We start from the raw sequence: 16,044 nt of genomic DNA, 5'->3' as shown, positions 1-16,044 counted from the left end.
GATGGTGGGCAGAAATGGATGTCAGGGAAACAGTCTGCAAAGCCCCGCTTCGGCGGGGTTTTCTTTTATCCGGGTACAGTGTTTTCCCGGTGTCGCTTCAGCTCGGCACGTCCATCGGCTACACGCCCGCCGGACGCGGCCCGATCACTTCCTCCAGCAACGTACGCAGCAGCTCGACCGACGCTTGCTGGCGTTGCGCATCACGGAACACCAAGCCGACTTGCAATGGTACGCGTGGCTCGCTCAGGGGCTTCCAGAGCAGAGTCTGATCGTCATGGATTTCCTGTGCCCGCCCTGGCAACACCGTGGCCAGTGAGGTGTGTGGCAGGCTGTCGAGAATCCCCGCCATGTTGTTCATCTCCGCTTGCACCTGTGGGCGGCGGCCCAGGTTGGCCAGTTGCGTCTGCCAGATCTGGCGGATCTGAAACTCCTCCCCCAACAGCAGCATCGGCAACTCCGCGGCCTGGCTCAGCGAGACTTTCTTGAACTCGCGCAGCGGGTGTTCGGCGGGAATCACCACCCGCAGTTCGTCCTCGTACAGCAGCAGCCCATGCAAGCCCGGCTGGCGGGGCGGCAGATAGCTGATGCCGATATCCAGGGTACCGTTGAGCAGGCGTCGTTCAATCGCCAACCCCGACAGCTCGTAAATCTGCACCACCAGATGCGGCTGAGCCTTGCGCACCCGTTCAAGCAGCTTCGGCACCAGGCTCGGGTGCACGGTTTGCAGCACACCGATGGCCAAGGTTCGCAGCGCTTGGCCCTTGAAGTTGCGCAAGGCCTCGCGGGCCCGCTGCAGGCCATCGAGCAGGGGCAAGGCGTGGTTGTACAACGTATGCGCCGCGAGGGTCGGCAACAGCCGTTTATTGCCGCGCTCGAACAGGCTCACATCAAGGCTGTGCTCGAGTTGCCGGATCTGTTGCGACAAGGCCGGTTGCGACAAGGAAAGGCGTTCGGCGGCACGGCCGACGTGGCCTTCCTCGTACACCGCGACGAAATAACGCAGTTGCCTGAAATCCATAAGAAATACTTATCGAAAATGCTGGGAAAACGAAATGGCCGGGCGACCGGCACACGCCTAGTCTATCCCGTATTCACAAGGCTTACAGGGCCAGAGAGCGCGATGAATACCGTTGACGTGGATGGTGTTTACATAGGCAAGGCAAAAAACCTCGGTCACGGGCTGCTGACTGATATCGACAAGCATCAGGTGGCAAATCGTTTGTGGTTGTGGCCGCAGGGCCTAGGCAACGACGAGCAGGGTTTGCCGCTGGAAGGGTTGCGGGCATGAATCTGTTTAATCTGCGCCGCAATACCGCTGCGCTTGAGTCGTCTGTCACAGAGCCCGCCCCAGTGGAGCCCCAGGGGCTGTCGAGCGCGTGCCTGATGCCGAGCGTCGAGCGGCCCCTGCAACAATTCGTACGGGGCCAAGGCTCCTGGCTGTGGGACAGCACCGGCCGCGCCTATCTGGACTTCACCCAGGGCGGCGCCGTCAACAGCCTCGGCCACAGCCCCAACGTGCTGGTCAAAGCCTTGGCCAGCCAGGCCCAGGCGCTGATCAACCCCGGAGCGGGCTTTCACCATCGTGGGTTGCTGCGCCTGTCCAATCTGTTGTGTGAGCGCACCGGCAGCGACCAGGCGTATCTGCTCAACAGCGGCTCGGAGGCCTGTGAAGGCGCGATCAAGCTGGCACGCAAGTGGGGCCAGCTGCACCGCAACGGCGCTTACCGGATTATCACCGCGAGCCAGAGCTGCCACGGGCGTAGTTTCGGCGCGCTATCGGCCTCCGGCAAGGCGGAATTTGAAGCCTTGTTCGAGCCCAAGCTGCCGGGCTTCTGCAAGGTACCGTTCAATGATCTGCCAGCACTGCATGCGGCGGTTGATTCCCGGACTGTGGCGATCATGCTGGAGCCGATTCAGGGCGCGGCGGGCGTTATTCCTGCGACGGCCCATTACCTGAAGGGCGTTGAGCGGCTGTGCCGTGAGCTGGGCATCCTGCTGATTCTGGATGAAGTGCAGACAGGCGTAGGTCGCTGCGGCGCGTTGCTGGCGGAAGAAACCTACGGCGTGCGCGCCGATATCGTCACCTTGGGCAAGGGCTTGGGGGGTGGCGTACCGCTGGCGGCATTGCTGGCACGCGGCAGCGCCTGTTGCAGTGAACCGGGCGAACTGGACGGCAGCCACCATGGCAACGCCCTGATGAGCGCTGCGGGCCTGGCGGTGCTGCAAACTGTGCTGGAGCCTGGCTTTATCGATCATGTTCAGGACGCCGGTCGGCATATGCGTGATGGCCTGAGCCGGCTTTCCGGCCGTTATCAACAGGGTGAAGTGCGCGGCCAGGGGTTGCTCTGGGGCCTGAACCTGGCCGATGACAGCGCGGCCGAGGTGGTCGGGGCCGCGCTGCAGGAAGGCTTGCTGCTCAATGCCCCGCAACCTGATTGCTTACGCTTCTCACCGGCACTGACCGTGAGCAAAGGCAATATCGATGAAATGCTGCTGCGCCTGGCCCGCGCCTTCGCCCGCGTGCGCACGGCCCAGTTGCAGCGCTCCCTTGACTGATACCGATTTCCCTAACCGTCTGGCGTTATTGCGCATCGCCCCGGGCCTTATTTGGCTCGGGGCGTTTTTTTTGTGGGGAGAGGAACGCCGTCGGGCGGCTGAAGTCTTTAGAGAGTCACTTACAGAGGAAGCGTTTCATGGATCTGATTCGAATTATCTTCGCCATCCTCCTGCCGCCGCTGGGCGTGTTCCTGCAAGTGGGCTTTGCCGGTGCGTTCTGGCTGAACATTCTGCTGACGCTGCTGGGCTACATTCCGGGCATCGTGCATGCGGTGTATATCATCGCCAAGCGTTGAGGGCTCTATTGCCACACTGCTTGTACGGCGCAGTTTTGGGGAGCGCCTGCGAACAGAGAATCTCCCACGGGCCTGAGTCACGACTGGGGCAGTCAGTCAAGCTCAATATCGGCATGAACGGAGATGGGCGTGGAGCAAAGCTTGTCGGGACGCCGAACCGTCGCGATAGCATCGACTCGGTCTCGGGAAATGTCGCCAATGGCTGCGTCTACCCAGCAAGTTTTTTGTCGCTTGTGCTGGCCTCATCGCTAGCAAGCTCTGCTCCCACACAGGCTGTGGGAGATTCTATGGTTGACTGCAATTTTTTTGATGTAGGAGCCGAGCTTGCTCGCGATAAGGACGCCGCGGTTTTACAGGTATTGCGCGTCATCGTTCATCGCGGCGGTGCGGCGATCCGACAAGCCCCAATGCCGGTCAGTTAAGGCGCAGAGCATGTGGGAGCGGATTTATCCGCGAATGTAGGCGCCGCGCAATGCCTGATAAACCGCGGTGTTTTCATTCGCGGATAAATCCGCTCCCACAGGGTTTGTGTCGTTTAATGCCTTAACTGACCGGCATTGGGGCAAGCCCGGCTCCTACATTTAGATCAAAAGCACCACGCGTAATTTCGGCAGGACTGGAGATGGGCGTGGGAGCAGAGCTTGTCGGGACGCCGAACCGTCGCGATAGCATCGACTCGGTCTCAGAATAGGCCGCAAACAGCTGCTCAAAGAGGCGGGGCGGACTCCTGCAACAGTGCCTTGCTATAGAACTGCCACTCATGCTCCAGCGCGTGGGCCAGGTTGGCTGCAGTACGAAAGCCATGGCGTTCGTTGGCATAGAAATGCCCTTCAGCAGGAATGCCATTGTCCTTCAACGCTTGCAGCATCGAGCGGGTTTGCTCCGGCACCACCACGGCGTCCAGCTCCCCCTGAAAGAAGATCACCGGCACCTTGATATTGGCGGCATGCAGCAGGGGCGTGCGGGCGTGGTAGCGTTCGGCGTCACGCTCGGGGTCGCCGATCAGCCAGTCCAGGTAATCGCCTTCGAACTTGTGGGTAGCGCGGGTCAGCGCCAGTGGGTCGCTGACGCCATACAAGCTGGCACCGGCACGGAACACATGATGAAAGGCCAGTGCGCACAAGGTGGTGTAGCCGCCAGCGCTGCCGCCGCGGATAAAGGCTTGCTGCGGGTCGATCAGGCCACGTTCGGCCAGATGCGCCACTACCGCGCAGGCATCTTCCACATCCACCTCACCCCAGCGCAGGTGCAGGGCCTGGCGATAGGCACGGCCGTAACTGGTGCTGCCGCGATAGTTGAGGTCGGCGACGGCAAAGCCGCGCTGGGTCCAGTACTGGATGCGCGGGTCGAGCACCGGAAAGCATGCCGAGGTCGGCCCGCCGTGGATAAACACCACCAAAGGCGGTCGAGCCTGGCCATCCATGGACGGGTAAAAGAAGCCATGGGCCTGGCCATCGCCACTGGGATAGCACAACGGCTGCGGACGGCTGATGCGCTCGCTGGGCAGGGGCATGATGCCGCCGGCCAGAATCTCGACCTGGCCGCTGTGGCGGTCGATGGCGATCACCGCCGGGGTACGAGTCGGGGAAGCGGCAATGGCGTAGACGTGCTGCTGATCCAGATCCAGGCAACGAAAGCGATTGAAGTCTTCTGCCAGGCAATCGACCGGGTTGTCGGCGCCGTGCAGGCCGAGGCGGCTGAAGCCATCTTCGAACCAGGTCGCCAGATACTCGGTTTCGTTCAGGGCTAGCCAGGTGCTCGCACCCAATTGCCAGGGTGCACCGGCATGGTCGGCGCTCGCCGCTGGCAAGGCGCTCCAGCCGCTGGAGCCCTCGCCCCAAGGCTGCCAGAACCCGTTACGGTCGGAGAGGCAATAAAGACGGTTATCCGAGATGAAGCGAGGCTGTTGCAAAGACTCCGGCAGCCCGCCGTCGCCCGCGATACAGCGAGGTGTGCCCCAGCCATCGGCGCTGCGCTCGGCGCACAGCAGGCGGGTTGCAGTCCACGGTTGTTCAGGGCGGCTCCACTCGATCCAGGCCAACCGCTGACCGTCGTCGCTCAGGGTCGGCGCGGCATAAAAGTCGGCGCCTTCGGCCAGTACCTTTCGCTCGCCATCGTGCAGAGCAATGGCGACCAGACGGTGTTCGACGCTATCCGGGGCGTGGGTTTCTTCAACTGACAGCACTTGGCCTGATGCGTACTGCAGGTCGCCATATCGGCGTGTGCCCTGAGTCAAGGCGACAGGTGCCGCGCCATCGAGCACCTGGGTATAGAGCTGCTGGTCGGACTCGTTGACGAACACCAGGCCGTCATCGCTCAAGCAGAATGAGCCGCCGCCATATTCGTAGACCCGGCTGCGCGCGCTGAAGCCGTCGGGGGTCAGGCAGTGCGCCTGGCCGTTGCGCCACCACCAGATACGGCAGGCGGCGTCCTGAGGGCGAAACTCGTTCCAGAACAGGCCTTGCTGGCCCACTCGCAATTCGGCGAAGTCGGTGCCGGCGGCGACGGCCTGCTCGGCGGTGAAACGTTCAGCTTTTGGCGATGAGCCGCGAGTTTCGTTCATTTCGAAAGGCCAGTTGTTCAATGGTCCGGGTCGCGGTTTCGGCGTCTTCCCGCGCTTGCAGGATAATCCCGTGGTCCGCGGACTTGCTGCATACAGGGTCAGCATTGCTGGCGTCCCCGGTGAGCATGAAGGCCTGGCAGCGGCAGCCGCCGAAATCCTTTTCTTTCTCGTCGCAGGAGCGGCAGGGCTCCGGCATCCAATCATAGCCGCGAAAACGGTTGAACCCGAACGAGTCGTACCAGATGTGCTGCATGCTGTGATCGCGCACATTGGGGAACTGCACCGGCATCTGCCGCGCGCCGTGGCAGGGCAGCGCGGTGCCGTCCGGGGTCACGGTCAGGAAAATGCTGCCCCAGCCGTTCATACAGGCTTTGGGGCGCTCTTCGTAATAGTCCGGGGTGACGAAAATCAGCTTGCAGGGGTTGCCGGCCGCTTGAAGTTTTTCCCGGTATTCATTGGTGACCCGCTCCGCGCGCTCCAGCTGCTCGCGGGTGGGGAGCAGACCGACGCGGTTCAGGTGCGCCCAGCCGTAGAACTGGCAGGTGGCGAGCTCGACAAAATCCGCTTCCAGTGCCACGCACAGCTCGATGATTCGGTCGATCTTGTCGATATTGTGCCGGTGAGTGACGAAGTTGAGCACCATCGGATAGCCGTGGGCCTTGACTGCCTTGGCCATGGCCAGCTTCTGCGCAAAGGCTTTCTTTGAACCGGCGAGCAGGTTGTTGACCTGCTCGTCACTGGCCTGGAAGCTGATCTGGATATGGTCGAGACCTGCGTCCTTGAAGTCGCTGATTTTCTGTTCGGTCAGGCCGATGCCGGAGGTGATCAGGTTGGTGTAATAGCCCAGCCGCCGACCCTCGCGGATCAGCTCGGCGAGGTCCTGGCGCACCAGCGGCTCACCACCGGAGAACCCCAACTGCGCGGCGCCCATTTCGCGGGCTTCGCGCATCACCTTGAACCATTGTTCGGTGCTCAGCTCCTGGCCCTGCTCGGCAAAGTCCAGCGGGTTGGAGCAATAGGGGCATTGCAGCGGGCAGCGGTAGGTCAGCTCGGCGAGCAGCCACAGTGGCAGGCCGACCTCGGGTTTTGGCGGCAGCTCAGACAAGTTCGATCCAGTGTTCGGCACGGGCGACCTCCATAAACTGCTCGATGTCATCGCCCAGTTCCGGCACACCCGGGAACTGGCGGTCCAGTTCGCTGATGATTGCGGCAACGGTGCGCTGGCCATCAATGAGCCCGCCAATGGCGGCGGCGCTCTCGTTGAGTTTGATCATGCCCTCGGGGTACAGCAGCACGTGTCCCTTTTGCGCCGGTTCGTACTGGTAACGGTAGCCCTGGCGCCATTTGGGGGTCAGTTCTCGATCGAAGCTCATAGGGCAATCCCCTTGTGCCAGACACGCTCGCGGGTCACGCTGTGATAGGGCGGGCGGTTCAATTCGTAGGCCATGCTCATGGCATCGAGCATGCTCCAAAGTATGTCCAGTTTGAACTGGAGAATTTCCAGCATGCGCTGCTGGCCTTCGGCGGTCGTGTAATGCTGCAGCGTGATCGCCAGGCCATGCTCGACATCGCGACGGGCCTGGCCCAGGCGGGTGCGGAAGTACTCGTAGCCGGCCGGGTCGATCCAGGGGTAGTGCTGCGGCCAACTGTCGAGCCGGGACTGGTGGATCTGCGGGGCAAACAGCTCGGTCAGCGAGCTGCTGGCGGCCTCTTGCCAGCTGGCGCGGCGGGCAAAGTTGACATACGCATCGACGGCAAAGCGCACGCCGGGCAGCACCAGCTCCTGGGAGCGCAGTTGGTCCGGGTCCAGCCCCACGGCCTGGCCCAGTCGCAGCCAGGCTTCGATGCCGCCGTCTTCGCCGGGAGCGCCATCGTGGTCAAGCAGGCGCTGAATCCACTCGCGGCGGATCTCCCGGTCCGGGCAGTTGGCCAGGATCGCGGCGTCCTTGAGCGGGATGTTGACCTGATAATAAAAGCGGTTGGCGACCCAGCCCTGAATCTGCTCGCGGGTCGCGCGGCCTTCATACATCGCCACGTGGTACGGGTGATGAATGTGGTAATAGGCGCCCTTGGCACGCAAGGCCTGCTCGAATTCGGCGGGGGACAGCGGTTTGGCGTCGCTCATGTCAGCTCCTACAACTCGATGCTCATGCCGTCGAAGGCGACTTCGACGCCCCGGCGTTCGACTTCGGCGCGTTCGGCGGAGTCTTCATCGAGGATCGGGTTGGTGTTGTTGATGTGGATCAGCACCTTGCGCTGACGCGGGAACTGCTCGAGCACTTCGAGCATGCCGCCCGGGCCGTTCTGTGCCAGATGGCCCATTTCGCGGCCGGTGCGGGTGCCGACGCCGCGGCGCTGCATCTCGTCATCGTTCCACAGGGTGCCGTCGACCAGCAGGCAATCGGCTTCGTGCATCTTTTGCAGCAGGGCGTCGTCGAACTGTCCAAGGCCAGGGGCGTAGAACAGTTTACCGCCGGTACGCAAATCTTCGACGATCAGGCCCAGGTTGTCGCCGGGGTGCGGGTCGAAGCGGTGCGGAGAGTAGGGCGGCGCGGCGCTGCGCAGCGGGAACGGTGTGAAGCGCAGATTCGGGCAAGCGTCGATGACGAAGCTGCCTTCCAGCTCGATGCGGTTCCAGACCAGGCCACCGTTCCAGTGGCTGAGCATGTTGAACAGCGGAAAACCGGTGGTCAGGTCCTGGTGGACCATGTCCGTGCACCAGACCTGATGGGGGCAGCCTTCGCGCAGGCTGAGCAGGCCAGTGGTGTGGTCGATCTGGCTGTCCAGCAGGACGATGGCGTTGATGCCGGTGTCTCGCAGAGCGCGAGCCGGTTGCATCGGGGCAAAGCCTTGCAGCTGCGCGCGGATGTCCGGCGAGGCGTTGCACAGCACCCAGTGCACGCCGTCATCGGACAGGGCTATGGAGGATTGGGTGCGCGCCGTGGCGCGCAAGGTGCCGTCACGAAAGCCCTTGCAGTTGACGCAGTTGCAGTTCCACTGCGGGAAACCGCCACCGGCGGCGGAACCTAGAATCTGGATGTACATGGCTGCTCCATCGTGCGGCGCCTGGAAATAAAAACGCCCCGGCTGACCGAGGCGTTGTACTGCAAGCGCACTCAGCGGCTAGCGAAGTACATGGTTACTTCAAAGCCGATACGCAGGTCAGTGTAAGCAGGTTTGGTCCACATGGGAGTACTCCTTCCGGATAGGTCTAGGGGCTTGTAACTAGACATTTAGTCCACCTCCCGAGGGAGAGGGTCAGATGCTTAGGGACCTATGTTACTAAATTTCTCAGTCGGGATATGCCCGATTTTTCAAGAAAAAACGTTACAGCAACGGTAAGTATCAGCGTGGGGGCCGCCACAGGTCATTTGGCGCCTGGCCATTGGCCAGACACAAAACGCCGTGGCAAGCCTGGGTCAGCTGCTGCGCGGCTGCACTCACGGTATTTGAGTCCAGGGTTTTAAGTGTGTCTTGAAGTGTAGCCGGACTATCCGACAAGCGACCGCCCAAGAGCGACTGCCAGGCCCGTTCAGCGGCCTCGGCGTCGGTCATCGCGCTGCTTTCGAACTGAGCGCTCAGTGCCGTTATCGGCTCACTCAGATCAACGGCGCTGATGGTTTTGGCCTGTTCGTTCAACACGTCCTGGATATGCGCGACGATCTCACTGGTCGTGGCGCTGGGCGATTGAACGCCGAAGACAATGCCTTGCAGGCCTTGAAGCTGGCGAAAAGCGCTGAAGACCGCATAGCCCAGCTGCAGCTCGACGCGCAGGCGTTGATAGAACGGGCCTTGCAGCAGATACGCCAGCAGGCGCCAGAGGGCTTCAGGGCCAGGGTAGAACAACAGAACCGCCTGCTCACTGCCCGCCAGGGTCTGCTGGCGCCATTGCCGCTCAAACGCCAGTGGTGGTGTGCCAGTGAAGTTGGCCTGTGCTTGCCCGGGGGCAGTGCTCAACACATGGAAAAGCTGAGCCTGCTGCGCTGTGGATAACCCGGTCGCCATCGCGTGCCAGCGTGCCGTTGCCCACAGATCGTTCAAGGCATCGCAAGCGGATTCCCGGTTTGGCGATTCGGTTGGACGCGGGGATTCGCTCAACAGCGCTTCAGGCAGTCGCTGGATCAATGCCCGGATCGGCATCAAGGGCGGCGTATGGTCGGCCTCGCCGTAACCCTGCCAGCTGCTGGCCGGTGGCGCACGGAGCACGTTCAAAGCCTCTTGCAGAACGGCTGCGATGGGCGCTGCAACACCGCTGCACTTGAGCTGCCAGAAGGCCCCGCAGGCACTGAAGCTCAACTCGACACCTGCCTGCCGGGCGCGTTGGACGAGGCCTTGCAAGGCGTGTTCGAGTACCTTTGCGAAGCTGCTCTGAAGGGGGGGATGGAGCTGCCAACGCAGGTAGACCGCTGCCCATTCACCCTGCGCCGGCAGGGCATCGCTCAATGTCAGCGCCTCGGGGCAGGGCGCTGTTGTCAGGGGCGCCGCAGCCGTCTGCAAGAACGGATTGGGGGCGGGCAGTCGCCAAGGGATATCCGGGGCAATGCGCTGTACAGTTTTGTTGAGCATTCGCTGCACAAGCGCTGGCAAAGCGCGGGTGACGTTTTCGCCTTCGCCGTAATGCTCGCTGGCAAGACGGGCCAGTTCCAGGGCGCTGCCGGTAGCCAGCTTGCGTTGACGCAGCAGCGCGTATTCACGCTCCAGCGGCTGCCACTTCGCGTGCTGGAAAAACGCCAGCCAGTCGTACAGAAGGCCGATGGCTGTCGGATCATCCTTGAGCGAGGCGGGCTCGAATCTGATGTGCAGCAACGCCTGGCCCGCAAACTGATAAAGCAGCTCGCAGATCAGGCGCTGCAGACCCACCTGCTCGCGCATTTGCGCGACCAGCCCGCCCGGTTGTTCATCGGTCAGCCAGGTGGAGAGGAAATCGATCGCTTGCGCGATGCCATCGGGCAATTCCTCGCAGGCGAACAGCAGTGCTTGCGTTGGCACGTCATCGAGCAGCGGTGGCGGCAACGGTTGTTGCACCCTCTCACCACTCGGGAACAGCGCGCCGAACTGCCGTGCCAGCGCTTCAAGCGCTTCCAGAGGCTGAGGCCCTGCCAGGCTCAAGGTCATCTGCCCGGCCTGGTAATAGCGCTTGCGAAACTGCTGCAAGGCACATTGGAAATCGGGCCGGGGCACCGGCAGGCTGTAGCGATTGCCGGCGTGAAAGCCGCGCAACGGGTGCGCCGCCGAAAGCTGTTGCAACAATGCGAATTGCTGTTGTGCGGCGGCGTCGCGTGACCAGGCGATGAACTCGGCGTGCAGCACTTCACGCTCGCGCAGTTGATCTTCCGGGGCCAGACGCGGGTGGGCCAGCATGTCGCACAAGCGCTCCAGCCCGCCGGCGAAGGCTGCAACCGGCACTTCAAAAAAGTAATCCGTGGTGCGCTCGCGGGTGCTGGCATTGACCTGCCCGCCATGGCGCTGCACATAGCGCATCAGCCCGTCAGCGGCGGGAAAACGCTCGCTGCCGAGAAAAAACAGGTGTTCCAGAAAGTGGGCCAGGCCAGGCCATTGCGCAGCGACGTCATGATTGCCAGCGGCTACGCGCAGGGCCGCTGCACAGCGTTTGAGCTGCGGTGCAGCGTGCAGGCTGACACGCAGGCCATTGGCCAAGGTGAGGTGCTGGAGCATGACGACGTAAGCTATTGGGCCCGTAGAGTCGTCATGCTAACGGATAACACCGCTGGCAGCTTCAGCCTTTGCTCAAATCGCCGTACAGCTCGGGTCGGCGGTCTTGCAGATACGGCGTATGCGCGCGCACGCTGGTCATCAGCTCCCGGTCGAGGCTGACCACCAGCATTTCGCTGCTCTCTTGCGCCTGGGCAAGCACACTGCCATCGGGGGCGGCGATGCTGCTTTGGCCGCAATAGTGGATATCGCCTTCGCTGTCGCAGTAGTTGGCGTAGGCCACATAACACTGATTTTCCTGGGCGCGGGCACGCACCGTGACCTGGGCGATGAAGTCATACGGCTTCATGTTGGCGGTGGGCACCAGGATCAGCTCGGCGCCCGCCAATGCCAGGCGACGGGTGTTCTCCGGAAACTCCAGGTCGTAGCAGATCAGCAGGCCCAGGCGCCAACCGTTGAGCTCGATGATCGGGAATTCGCCAGCGCCGGCACTGAACATTTGCCGGTCCAGCTCGCCGAACAGATGCGTCTTGCGGTAGTTACCCAGCGCCTGACCTTGGGCGTCGATCAGTTGCACGCTGTTGAAAATCCGGTCGTCAACGCCCCGCTCCGGGTAGCCGTAGACGATGGCGATACCGCAGCTGCGAGCGATCTCACCGACCTGCTGCGCCGCCTGGCCGTCGTGAGCTTGCGCCAGGCTCGCGACCTGCTCGGCGCCGATGTTATAGCCACTCAGAAACATCTCCGGGCAGACCAGCAGGTTCGCACCGCGAGCGGCGGCCTCATGGGCCTGTTGGCGCAGGCGCTCAAGGTTGGCGGTCACATCCAGCGGTAGCGGTGCACATTGAAACAGGGCGATGCGCATGGTGACGTTCCTTTTTAATCCGGCAGGGCAATCGGGCCGATCTCGGCAAACACGTCACCCGGGCCGGGGTTCTGCGGGTGAGTGCGACCACCAAAGTGATTCATGATGCCCCACACCGCGTTGAGCGAAGTTTGCACGGCGCCTTCGACCCAGGCGGGTGTCCAGGACACATCGTCGCCAGCAATGAATATGCCGCGTTGCTCGGCGGGCATCTGGTCCTGCATGAAGTGGGCATACATACGTTGATTGTAACGGTAGTGCCCCGGGAGCGCGCCCTTGAAAGCGCCAAGGAAATGCGGGTCGGCCTCCCATGAAACGGTGATCGGGTCACCGATGATGCGCCCGGCGATATCCACCTTCGGATAGATCTTTTTCAATGCGTCGAGGGCCAGTTTGACGCGCTTTTCCACCGGGTGCGGGAGCATCTTCAAGGCATCGCTCATCCACGAGTAGGACAGGCAGATCACCCCCGGCTTGTCGTCGCCGTTGTCGAACAGGTAGGTGCCGCGGGTCAGTCGGTCGGTGAGGGTCATGCTCATCACGTCGCGGCCGGTTTCCGGGTCTTTGTCCTTCCAGAACGGCCGGTCGACCATCACGAAGGTTTTCGAGGATTGCATGTAGCGGGTGCGGTCCAGGGCCATCCACATCTTTTGCGAGAACAGCGACTCTTCGCATTCGATCTGGGTGGTCAGCAGCCAGCTCTGGCAGGTGGTCAGTACCGCAGCATAGTGGCGGGTGTCGCCCCAGTTGTCGGTCACCGCCAGGCGCCCGTCGCTGGCGCGGGCAATGCTTTTGACGCCCGAGCGCGGCGCACCGCGGTGCAGGGTGCTCAAGCTGGTGCCTTGCGGCCAGTGCGCACAGCGTTCGGGCACGTGGCGCCAGATGCCCAGCGGCACTTGTTCGACGCCGCCGACGATCAGGTGCTGATGGTCGTCGCAGTTGGTCATCACCACGCGGAAGATTTCCAGCATCGAATTGGGGAAGTCCGAGTCCCAGCCGCCGGTGCCGAAGCCCACCTGGCCGAACACCTCGCGGTGCAGAAAGCTCAGCTTGGCAAAGGCTTTGGAGGTGGCGACAAAGTCATAAAAGGTGCGGTCATCCCACAGCGGCACCAGGGTGTTCCACAGTTCCTTGAGGCGCGGCACATCGCGGTCGCGGATCGCTTGCTGGATCTCGCCAAAACGGGCGCCGTCCTCCAGCGCATCGGCCCAGGCGTCAGCGACCTCCTGAAACAACTTGGGCAAGTCGGCGAGTTTTTCCGCGTAATAGGTCTGGCCTTCCAGATCGATGACCGTGCTGCCGGAAGCGCCGGTCAACGGATTGGGAAACGGCTTGGTCTCAAGCCCGAGCTTGTCCACATAGTGATAGAACGCCGTCGACGACACCGGGAAGCGCATCCCGCCTAGCTCGGCGATGATCCCATCGGTGCCCTCGAAGGCCTGTGAACGCAACCGGCCGCCCATCTTCGACGCTTCATACACCACAGGCTTGAGGCCCAGCTTCATCAGCTCGTAGGCGGCCACCAGGCCAGCAATCCCGGCGCCGACAATCGCCACTTCCTCACCGTGGCGTTGCGCCGGAATACTGCCCAGGCCGGCGGGATGCTCGATCCAGTCATCGAATGCGAAGGGAAAGTCCGGTCCGTAGACCGTGATGGGTTTTTTACCGTCGGCGGGGTGGCGATTGTTCTTGTGCATGGCAGACCTCGTCGGGCTCGGCGCTGGGTGCAGAGCGTGAGTATAGAGAACGAATGAGGGCCATTTTAAGGAGGGTGGGGTTCGTAAATAAGATGCAAGGTGTCGTCATATAGAGCATTGATTGATCAATATGACGAAAAATTTGTGCATTTTGATGTGAGGCGTCATCGCTTAGGTTTAGTTGCTGCTTTCTCGCTCGTTCAGCTGCCAATGCTTCGAACCCTTCTACCAACTCGGAAAAGATATCCCTTTTCATAACACCCTCGCCTTTATCAAGTTATCCAGCAGTACGCGCCCGTCGAGCCTATACAGGGATAACAAAAAAGGTCACCGTGCTTTGGTTTCTGGAAATGTCCGCTTACTCAGATGGGCTGCCCGCGATCAATCTTGCTGCTGAGGATGATCGAGGTGGTGGTCTTCTCCACCCCCTCGACACTGCCGATCTGGTCCAGCAACTGGTCCAGTTGTTCCGGCGAGTCGGTGCGCAGCCAGGCGACGTAGTCGAATTCGCCACTCACGGCACACAGTTGCTCGACCTGCGCCATGGCGCTCAGCCGGCGCACCACGTCCTTGCCGGAGCGCGATTGCACGGTGATCCCGACGTAGGCCTGCAAGCCGCCATCGATGACCCGCTGACCCAGCCGCACCCCGTAGCCGGTGATGACCTTGGCCTTTTCCAGCCGGGCCAGGCGGGAGGTGACGGTGGTGCGGGCGATTCCCAGGTTGCGCGCCAGCATGGCCACGCTTTCGCGGGCATTGATTTGCAGGGCGGCGATGAGTTGGCGGTCGATTTCGTCGAGGGCGGGGGGGCGCAGTTCGGACATGGGGTTCTCAGGCTAAGGCTGGCACAGGCCAGTTGATTTGATAGCGGGTGCTGCGCCCGCCGCCGGCCATTCTGGTCAGGTAGCCTTTTTCCAGCAAGTCGGCGAGGTGGCGGGTAGCGGTGGCCTTGCTGACCTTGGTGACGGCTTGATACTCAGACGCGCTGATGCCTTCGCTGAATCCGTTCTCACCGCCATCCAGCAGGCGGTTGAGCACTTTAAGCTGTTCATCAGACAAGCCCTGGTTTCTGTGCAGCTGCCAGAATCGCGCTTTGTTCAGTACGCGCTCGATGCGCGCGATCGCGCTTTGCGGGCTGGCGAGCAAGGTTTGCAGAATCCACTCAAGCCAGGGAGTGATATCCATCGAGCCCTTCTGGCTGTTTTGAAGGATTCGATAGTAGCCCGCGCAATCTTCAAGGATGCGTGCTGACATGGTGTAGAGGCGGGTCGCCTGATGCTCCCCTTGTGCCAGCACCAGATCGGTCAACGCCCGCGTCAACCGGCCGTTGCCGTCTTCAAAAGGGTGAAGCGTGACGAACCAGACATGCGCGATGCCGGCGCGTATGAACGGGTCGAGCCGGGTGTCGTTTCGGCTTTCGTTAAACCGGGTGAGCTATTCGGCTCACGGGATGAGCCGATTAACGCACCTATTTGGCTCATCGTCCAGTTGGCGGCTGTTTGTGCCAGCGCGTGCTCAAGCGCGGCAGGGGGTTAAGGGGTCCACCCGGACCACTTTCCCATCGGCCAATTCTCGTTACCAAATTTCAAAAAATAGTGTGTGTGGTGTGTATGGTGGTGCGGTAGTGTGTATGCTGCACATCATCGGGCAAGGAGGTAAAGGGAAGCCACCACCAGTACAAACATCCAGTAAAGCATGGGCGGGTCACAGTGAAACACCCCGCTCTAGAGATACCGAAAGGAACATTCAACAACATACTGAAACAGGCTGGTCTCAAATGAAACCGGCAACACGGCGGGACGGAACCAATGAAATTTCCAGTTGTACTTCATAAAGATCCTGACTGTGCCTATGGCGTCACAGTGCCCGACGTGCCGGGCTGCTTTTCCGCTGGTGAGACTGTCACCGAGGCGCTGGAAAGCGTGCAAGAGGCACTCGCCCTGCATTTCGAAGGCCTGGTAGTCGACGGCGTAGCGTTACCTCAGCCAAGCGAAGTCGACGCGCATTTGGATAATCCAGACTATGCAGACGGAATCTGGGCGGTAGTGGAGTTCGACGTGACGCCATACCTGGGCAAAGCGGTGCGGTTCAACGCGACGCTGCCTGAACGGCTGCTCAAGCGCATTGATGACGTAGTAGGTCGGGATGGGCGTTACGCATCGCGTTCAGGATTTCTTGCCTGTGCTGCGCTGCGTGAGCTGTCGCACTGAAGGCCAAGGTCGCGACACTCGGTAAAAGGGATAAAAAGCAAAAAAGCCGCGCAATGCGCGCAATGCTGTTCACTTAAGCGGAGCAGCCTTGCGATCCACCGGAAACCGGGTTTTAGACATCTTCACTGTCCTGGGTCTCGACGGCCTGGGGCATTTTTTTATGAACAACGTGCCGATGCTGCCG

General features: G+C 61.6%; 15 protein-coding genes and 2 pseudogenes. 5 read left to right on the top strand and 12 right to left on the bottom strand.

Going from position 1 to position 16,044, the window contains the following annotated elements:
• Positions 1-118: 118 nt before the first annotated feature.
• Entirely contained in the window at positions 119-1,018 is a 900-nt protein-coding gene (locus GUY40_RS15660) for a LysR family transcriptional regulator (protein ID WP_166569823.1), read from the bottom strand.
• A gap of 102 nt (positions 1,019-1,120) precedes the next feature.
• On the opposite strand from GUY40_RS15660, the gene GUY40_RS15655 reads away from it, so the two are divergent.
• The 3 genes from GUY40_RS15655 to GUY40_RS15645 all read left to right on the top strand — a co-directional run bounded on the left by GUY40_RS15655 (position 1,121) and on the right by GUY40_RS15645 (position 2,852).
• Positions 1,121-1,288 (top strand): hypothetical protein, encoded by a 168-nt coding sequence (locus GUY40_RS15655; protein WP_256675774.1) that lies wholly within the window; start codon positions 1,121-1,123, stop codon positions 1,286-1,288.
• Complete coding sequence (locus GUY40_RS15650) at positions 1,285-2,556, top strand: aspartate aminotransferase family protein (RefSeq protein ID WP_166569822.1); 1,272 nt, start codon at positions 1,285-1,287, stop codon at positions 2,554-2,556. Before GUY40_RS15655 ends, GUY40_RS15650 begins: the two co-directional genes overlap by 4 nt.
• Positions 2,557-2,693: 137 nt before the next feature.
• A complete protein-coding gene (locus tag GUY40_RS15645) occupies positions 2,694-2,852 on the top strand; it encodes a YqaE/Pmp3 family membrane protein (RefSeq protein ID WP_009404205.1) in 159 nt (52 codons plus the stop codon).
• 706 nt (positions 2,853-3,558) lie between these two features.
• On the opposite strand, the gene GUY40_RS15640 is transcribed toward GUY40_RS15645, so the two are convergent.
• From GUY40_RS15640 to GUY40_RS15590, 11 genes and pseudogenes are all read right to left on the bottom strand, one after another.
• Entirely contained in the window at positions 3,559-5,415 is a 1,857-nt protein-coding gene (locus GUY40_RS15640) for a S9 family peptidase (RefSeq protein WP_166569821.1), read from the bottom strand.
• Positions 5,381-6,541: a pyrroloquinoline quinone biosynthesis protein PqqE gene (gene pqqE / locus GUY40_RS15635; protein ID WP_166569820.1), complete on the bottom strand. Its 1,161-nt coding sequence runs from the start codon at positions 6,539-6,541 to the stop codon at positions 5,381-5,383. The genes GUY40_RS15640 and pqqE overlap by 35 nt, the downstream gene beginning before the upstream one ends.
• Positions 6,513-6,788: a pyrroloquinoline quinone biosynthesis peptide chaperone PqqD gene (gene pqqD, locus GUY40_RS15630; RefSeq protein WP_166569819.1), complete on the bottom strand. Its 276-nt coding sequence runs from the start codon at positions 6,786-6,788 to the stop codon at positions 6,513-6,515. The genes pqqE and pqqD overlap by 29 nt, the downstream gene beginning before the upstream one ends.
• Positions 6,785-7,540 (bottom strand): pyrroloquinoline-quinone synthase PqqC, encoded by a 756-nt coding sequence (gene pqqC / locus GUY40_RS15625; protein ID WP_166569818.1) that lies wholly within the window; start codon positions 7,538-7,540, stop codon positions 6,785-6,787. Before pqqC ends, pqqD begins: the two co-directional genes overlap by 4 nt.
• Positions 7,541-7,548: 8 nt before the next feature.
• On the bottom strand, positions 7,549-8,460 hold the full coding sequence (gene pqqB / locus GUY40_RS15620; RefSeq protein ID WP_166569817.1) for a pyrroloquinoline quinone biosynthesis protein PqqB: 912 nt from the start codon (positions 8,458-8,460) through the stop codon (positions 7,549-7,551).
• 71 nt (positions 8,461-8,531) lie between these two features.
• Complete coding sequence (gene pqqA, locus GUY40_RS15615) at positions 8,532-8,603, bottom strand: pyrroloquinoline quinone precursor peptide PqqA (protein ID WP_008365141.1); 72 nt, start codon at positions 8,601-8,603, stop codon at positions 8,532-8,534.
• Between the two features lie 157 nt (positions 8,604-8,760).
• Positions 8,761-11,091, bottom strand: coding sequence for a pyrroloquinoline quinone biosynthesis protein PqqF (gene pqqF / locus GUY40_RS15610; RefSeq protein WP_166569816.1), 2,331 nt, complete (start codon positions 11,089-11,091; stop codon positions 8,761-8,763).
• A 61-nt stretch (positions 11,092-11,152) separates the two neighbouring features.
• Positions 11,153-11,953 carry a carbon-nitrogen hydrolase family protein gene (locus GUY40_RS15605; protein WP_166569815.1) on the bottom strand — a complete coding sequence of 267 codons (801 nt, stop codon included), beginning with the start codon at positions 11,951-11,953 and terminating at the stop codon, positions 11,153-11,155.
• 14 nt (positions 11,954-11,967) lie between these two features.
• Positions 11,968-13,650: an NAD(P)/FAD-dependent oxidoreductase gene (locus GUY40_RS15600; RefSeq protein ID WP_166569814.1), complete on the bottom strand. Its 1,683-nt coding sequence runs from the start codon at positions 13,648-13,650 to the stop codon at positions 11,968-11,970.
• Positions 13,651-14,012: 362 nt separating this feature from the next.
• Positions 14,013-14,474, bottom strand: a complete 462-nt coding sequence (locus GUY40_RS15595) for an Lrp/AsnC family transcriptional regulator (RefSeq protein WP_166569813.1) — start codon at positions 14,472-14,474, stop codon at positions 14,013-14,015.
• A gap of 7 nt (positions 14,475-14,481) precedes the next feature.
• Positions 14,482-15,084 (bottom strand): annotated as a pseudogene (locus GUY40_RS15590) (Fic family protein); the annotation flags it as partial.
• A gap of 221 nt (positions 15,085-15,305) precedes the next feature.
• Here GUY40_RS15590 and GUY40_RS15585 point away from each other — a divergent pair.
• Positions 15,306-15,431: pseudogene (locus tag GUY40_RS15585) on the top strand (type II toxin-antitoxin system HicA family toxin); the annotation flags it as partial.
• Between the two features lie 27 nt (positions 15,432-15,458).
• The gene (locus GUY40_RS15580) at positions 15,459-15,860 is read left to right on the top strand and encodes a type II toxin-antitoxin system HicB family antitoxin (protein WP_166569812.1); all 402 of its coding nucleotides are present in this window, start codon (positions 15,459-15,461) and stop codon (positions 15,858-15,860) included.
• The last annotated feature ends 184 nt before the right edge of the window (positions 15,861-16,044 follow it).

It is taken from the genome of Pseudomonas sp. R5(2019) (assembly GCF_009905435.1).
Lineage (GTDB): Bacteria > Pseudomonadota > Gammaproteobacteria > Pseudomonadales > Pseudomonadaceae > Aquipseudomonas.
Note: the sequence above shows the minus strand (reverse complement) of the source record. Positions and strands in the feature narration are given on the sequence as shown.

Coding starts and splice junctions, on each gene's coding strand:
- pqqC (WP_166569818.1), bottom strand. CDS start 7,540: ATGAGCGACGCCAAACCGCTGTCCCCCGCCGAATTCGAGCAGGCCTTG.
- GUY40_RS15640 (WP_166569821.1), bottom strand. CDS start 5,415: ATGAACGAAACTCGCGGCTCATCGCCAAAAGCTGAACGTTTCACCGCC.
- GUY40_RS15645 (WP_009404205.1), top strand. CDS start 2,694: ATGGATCTGATTCGAATTATCTTCGCCATCCTCCTGCCGCCGCTGGGC.
- pqqF (WP_166569816.1), bottom strand. CDS start 11,091: ATGCTCCAGCACCTCACCTTGGCCAATGGCCTGCGTGTCAGCCTGCAC.
- GUY40_RS15600 (WP_166569814.1), bottom strand. CDS start 13,650: ATGCACAAGAACAATCGCCACCCCGCCGACGGTAAAAAACCCATCACG.
- GUY40_RS15595 (WP_166569813.1), bottom strand. CDS start 14,474: ATGTCCGAACTGCGCCCCCCCGCCCTCGACGAAATCGACCGCCAACTC.
- GUY40_RS15605 (WP_166569815.1), bottom strand. CDS start 11,953: ATGCGCATCGCCCTGTTTCAATGTGCACCGCTACCGCTGGATGTGACC.
- GUY40_RS15580 (WP_166569812.1), top strand. CDS start 15,459: ATGAAATTTCCAGTTGTACTTCATAAAGATCCTGACTGTGCCTATGGC.
- pqqD (WP_166569819.1), bottom strand. CDS start 6,788: ATGAGCTTCGATCGAGAACTGACCCCCAAATGGCGCCAGGGCTACCGT.
- pqqB (WP_166569817.1), bottom strand. CDS start 8,460: ATGTACATCCAGATTCTAGGTTCCGCCGCCGGTGGCGGTTTCCCGCAG.
- GUY40_RS15655 (WP_256675774.1), top strand. CDS start 1,121: ATGAATACCGTTGACGTGGATGGTGTTTACATAGGCAAGGCAAAAAAC.
- GUY40_RS15660 (WP_166569823.1), bottom strand. CDS start 1,018: ATGGATTTCAGGCAACTGCGTTATTTCGTCGCGGTGTACGAGGAAGGC.
- GUY40_RS15650 (WP_166569822.1), top strand. CDS start 1,285: ATGAATCTGTTTAATCTGCGCCGCAATACCGCTGCGCTTGAGTCGTCT.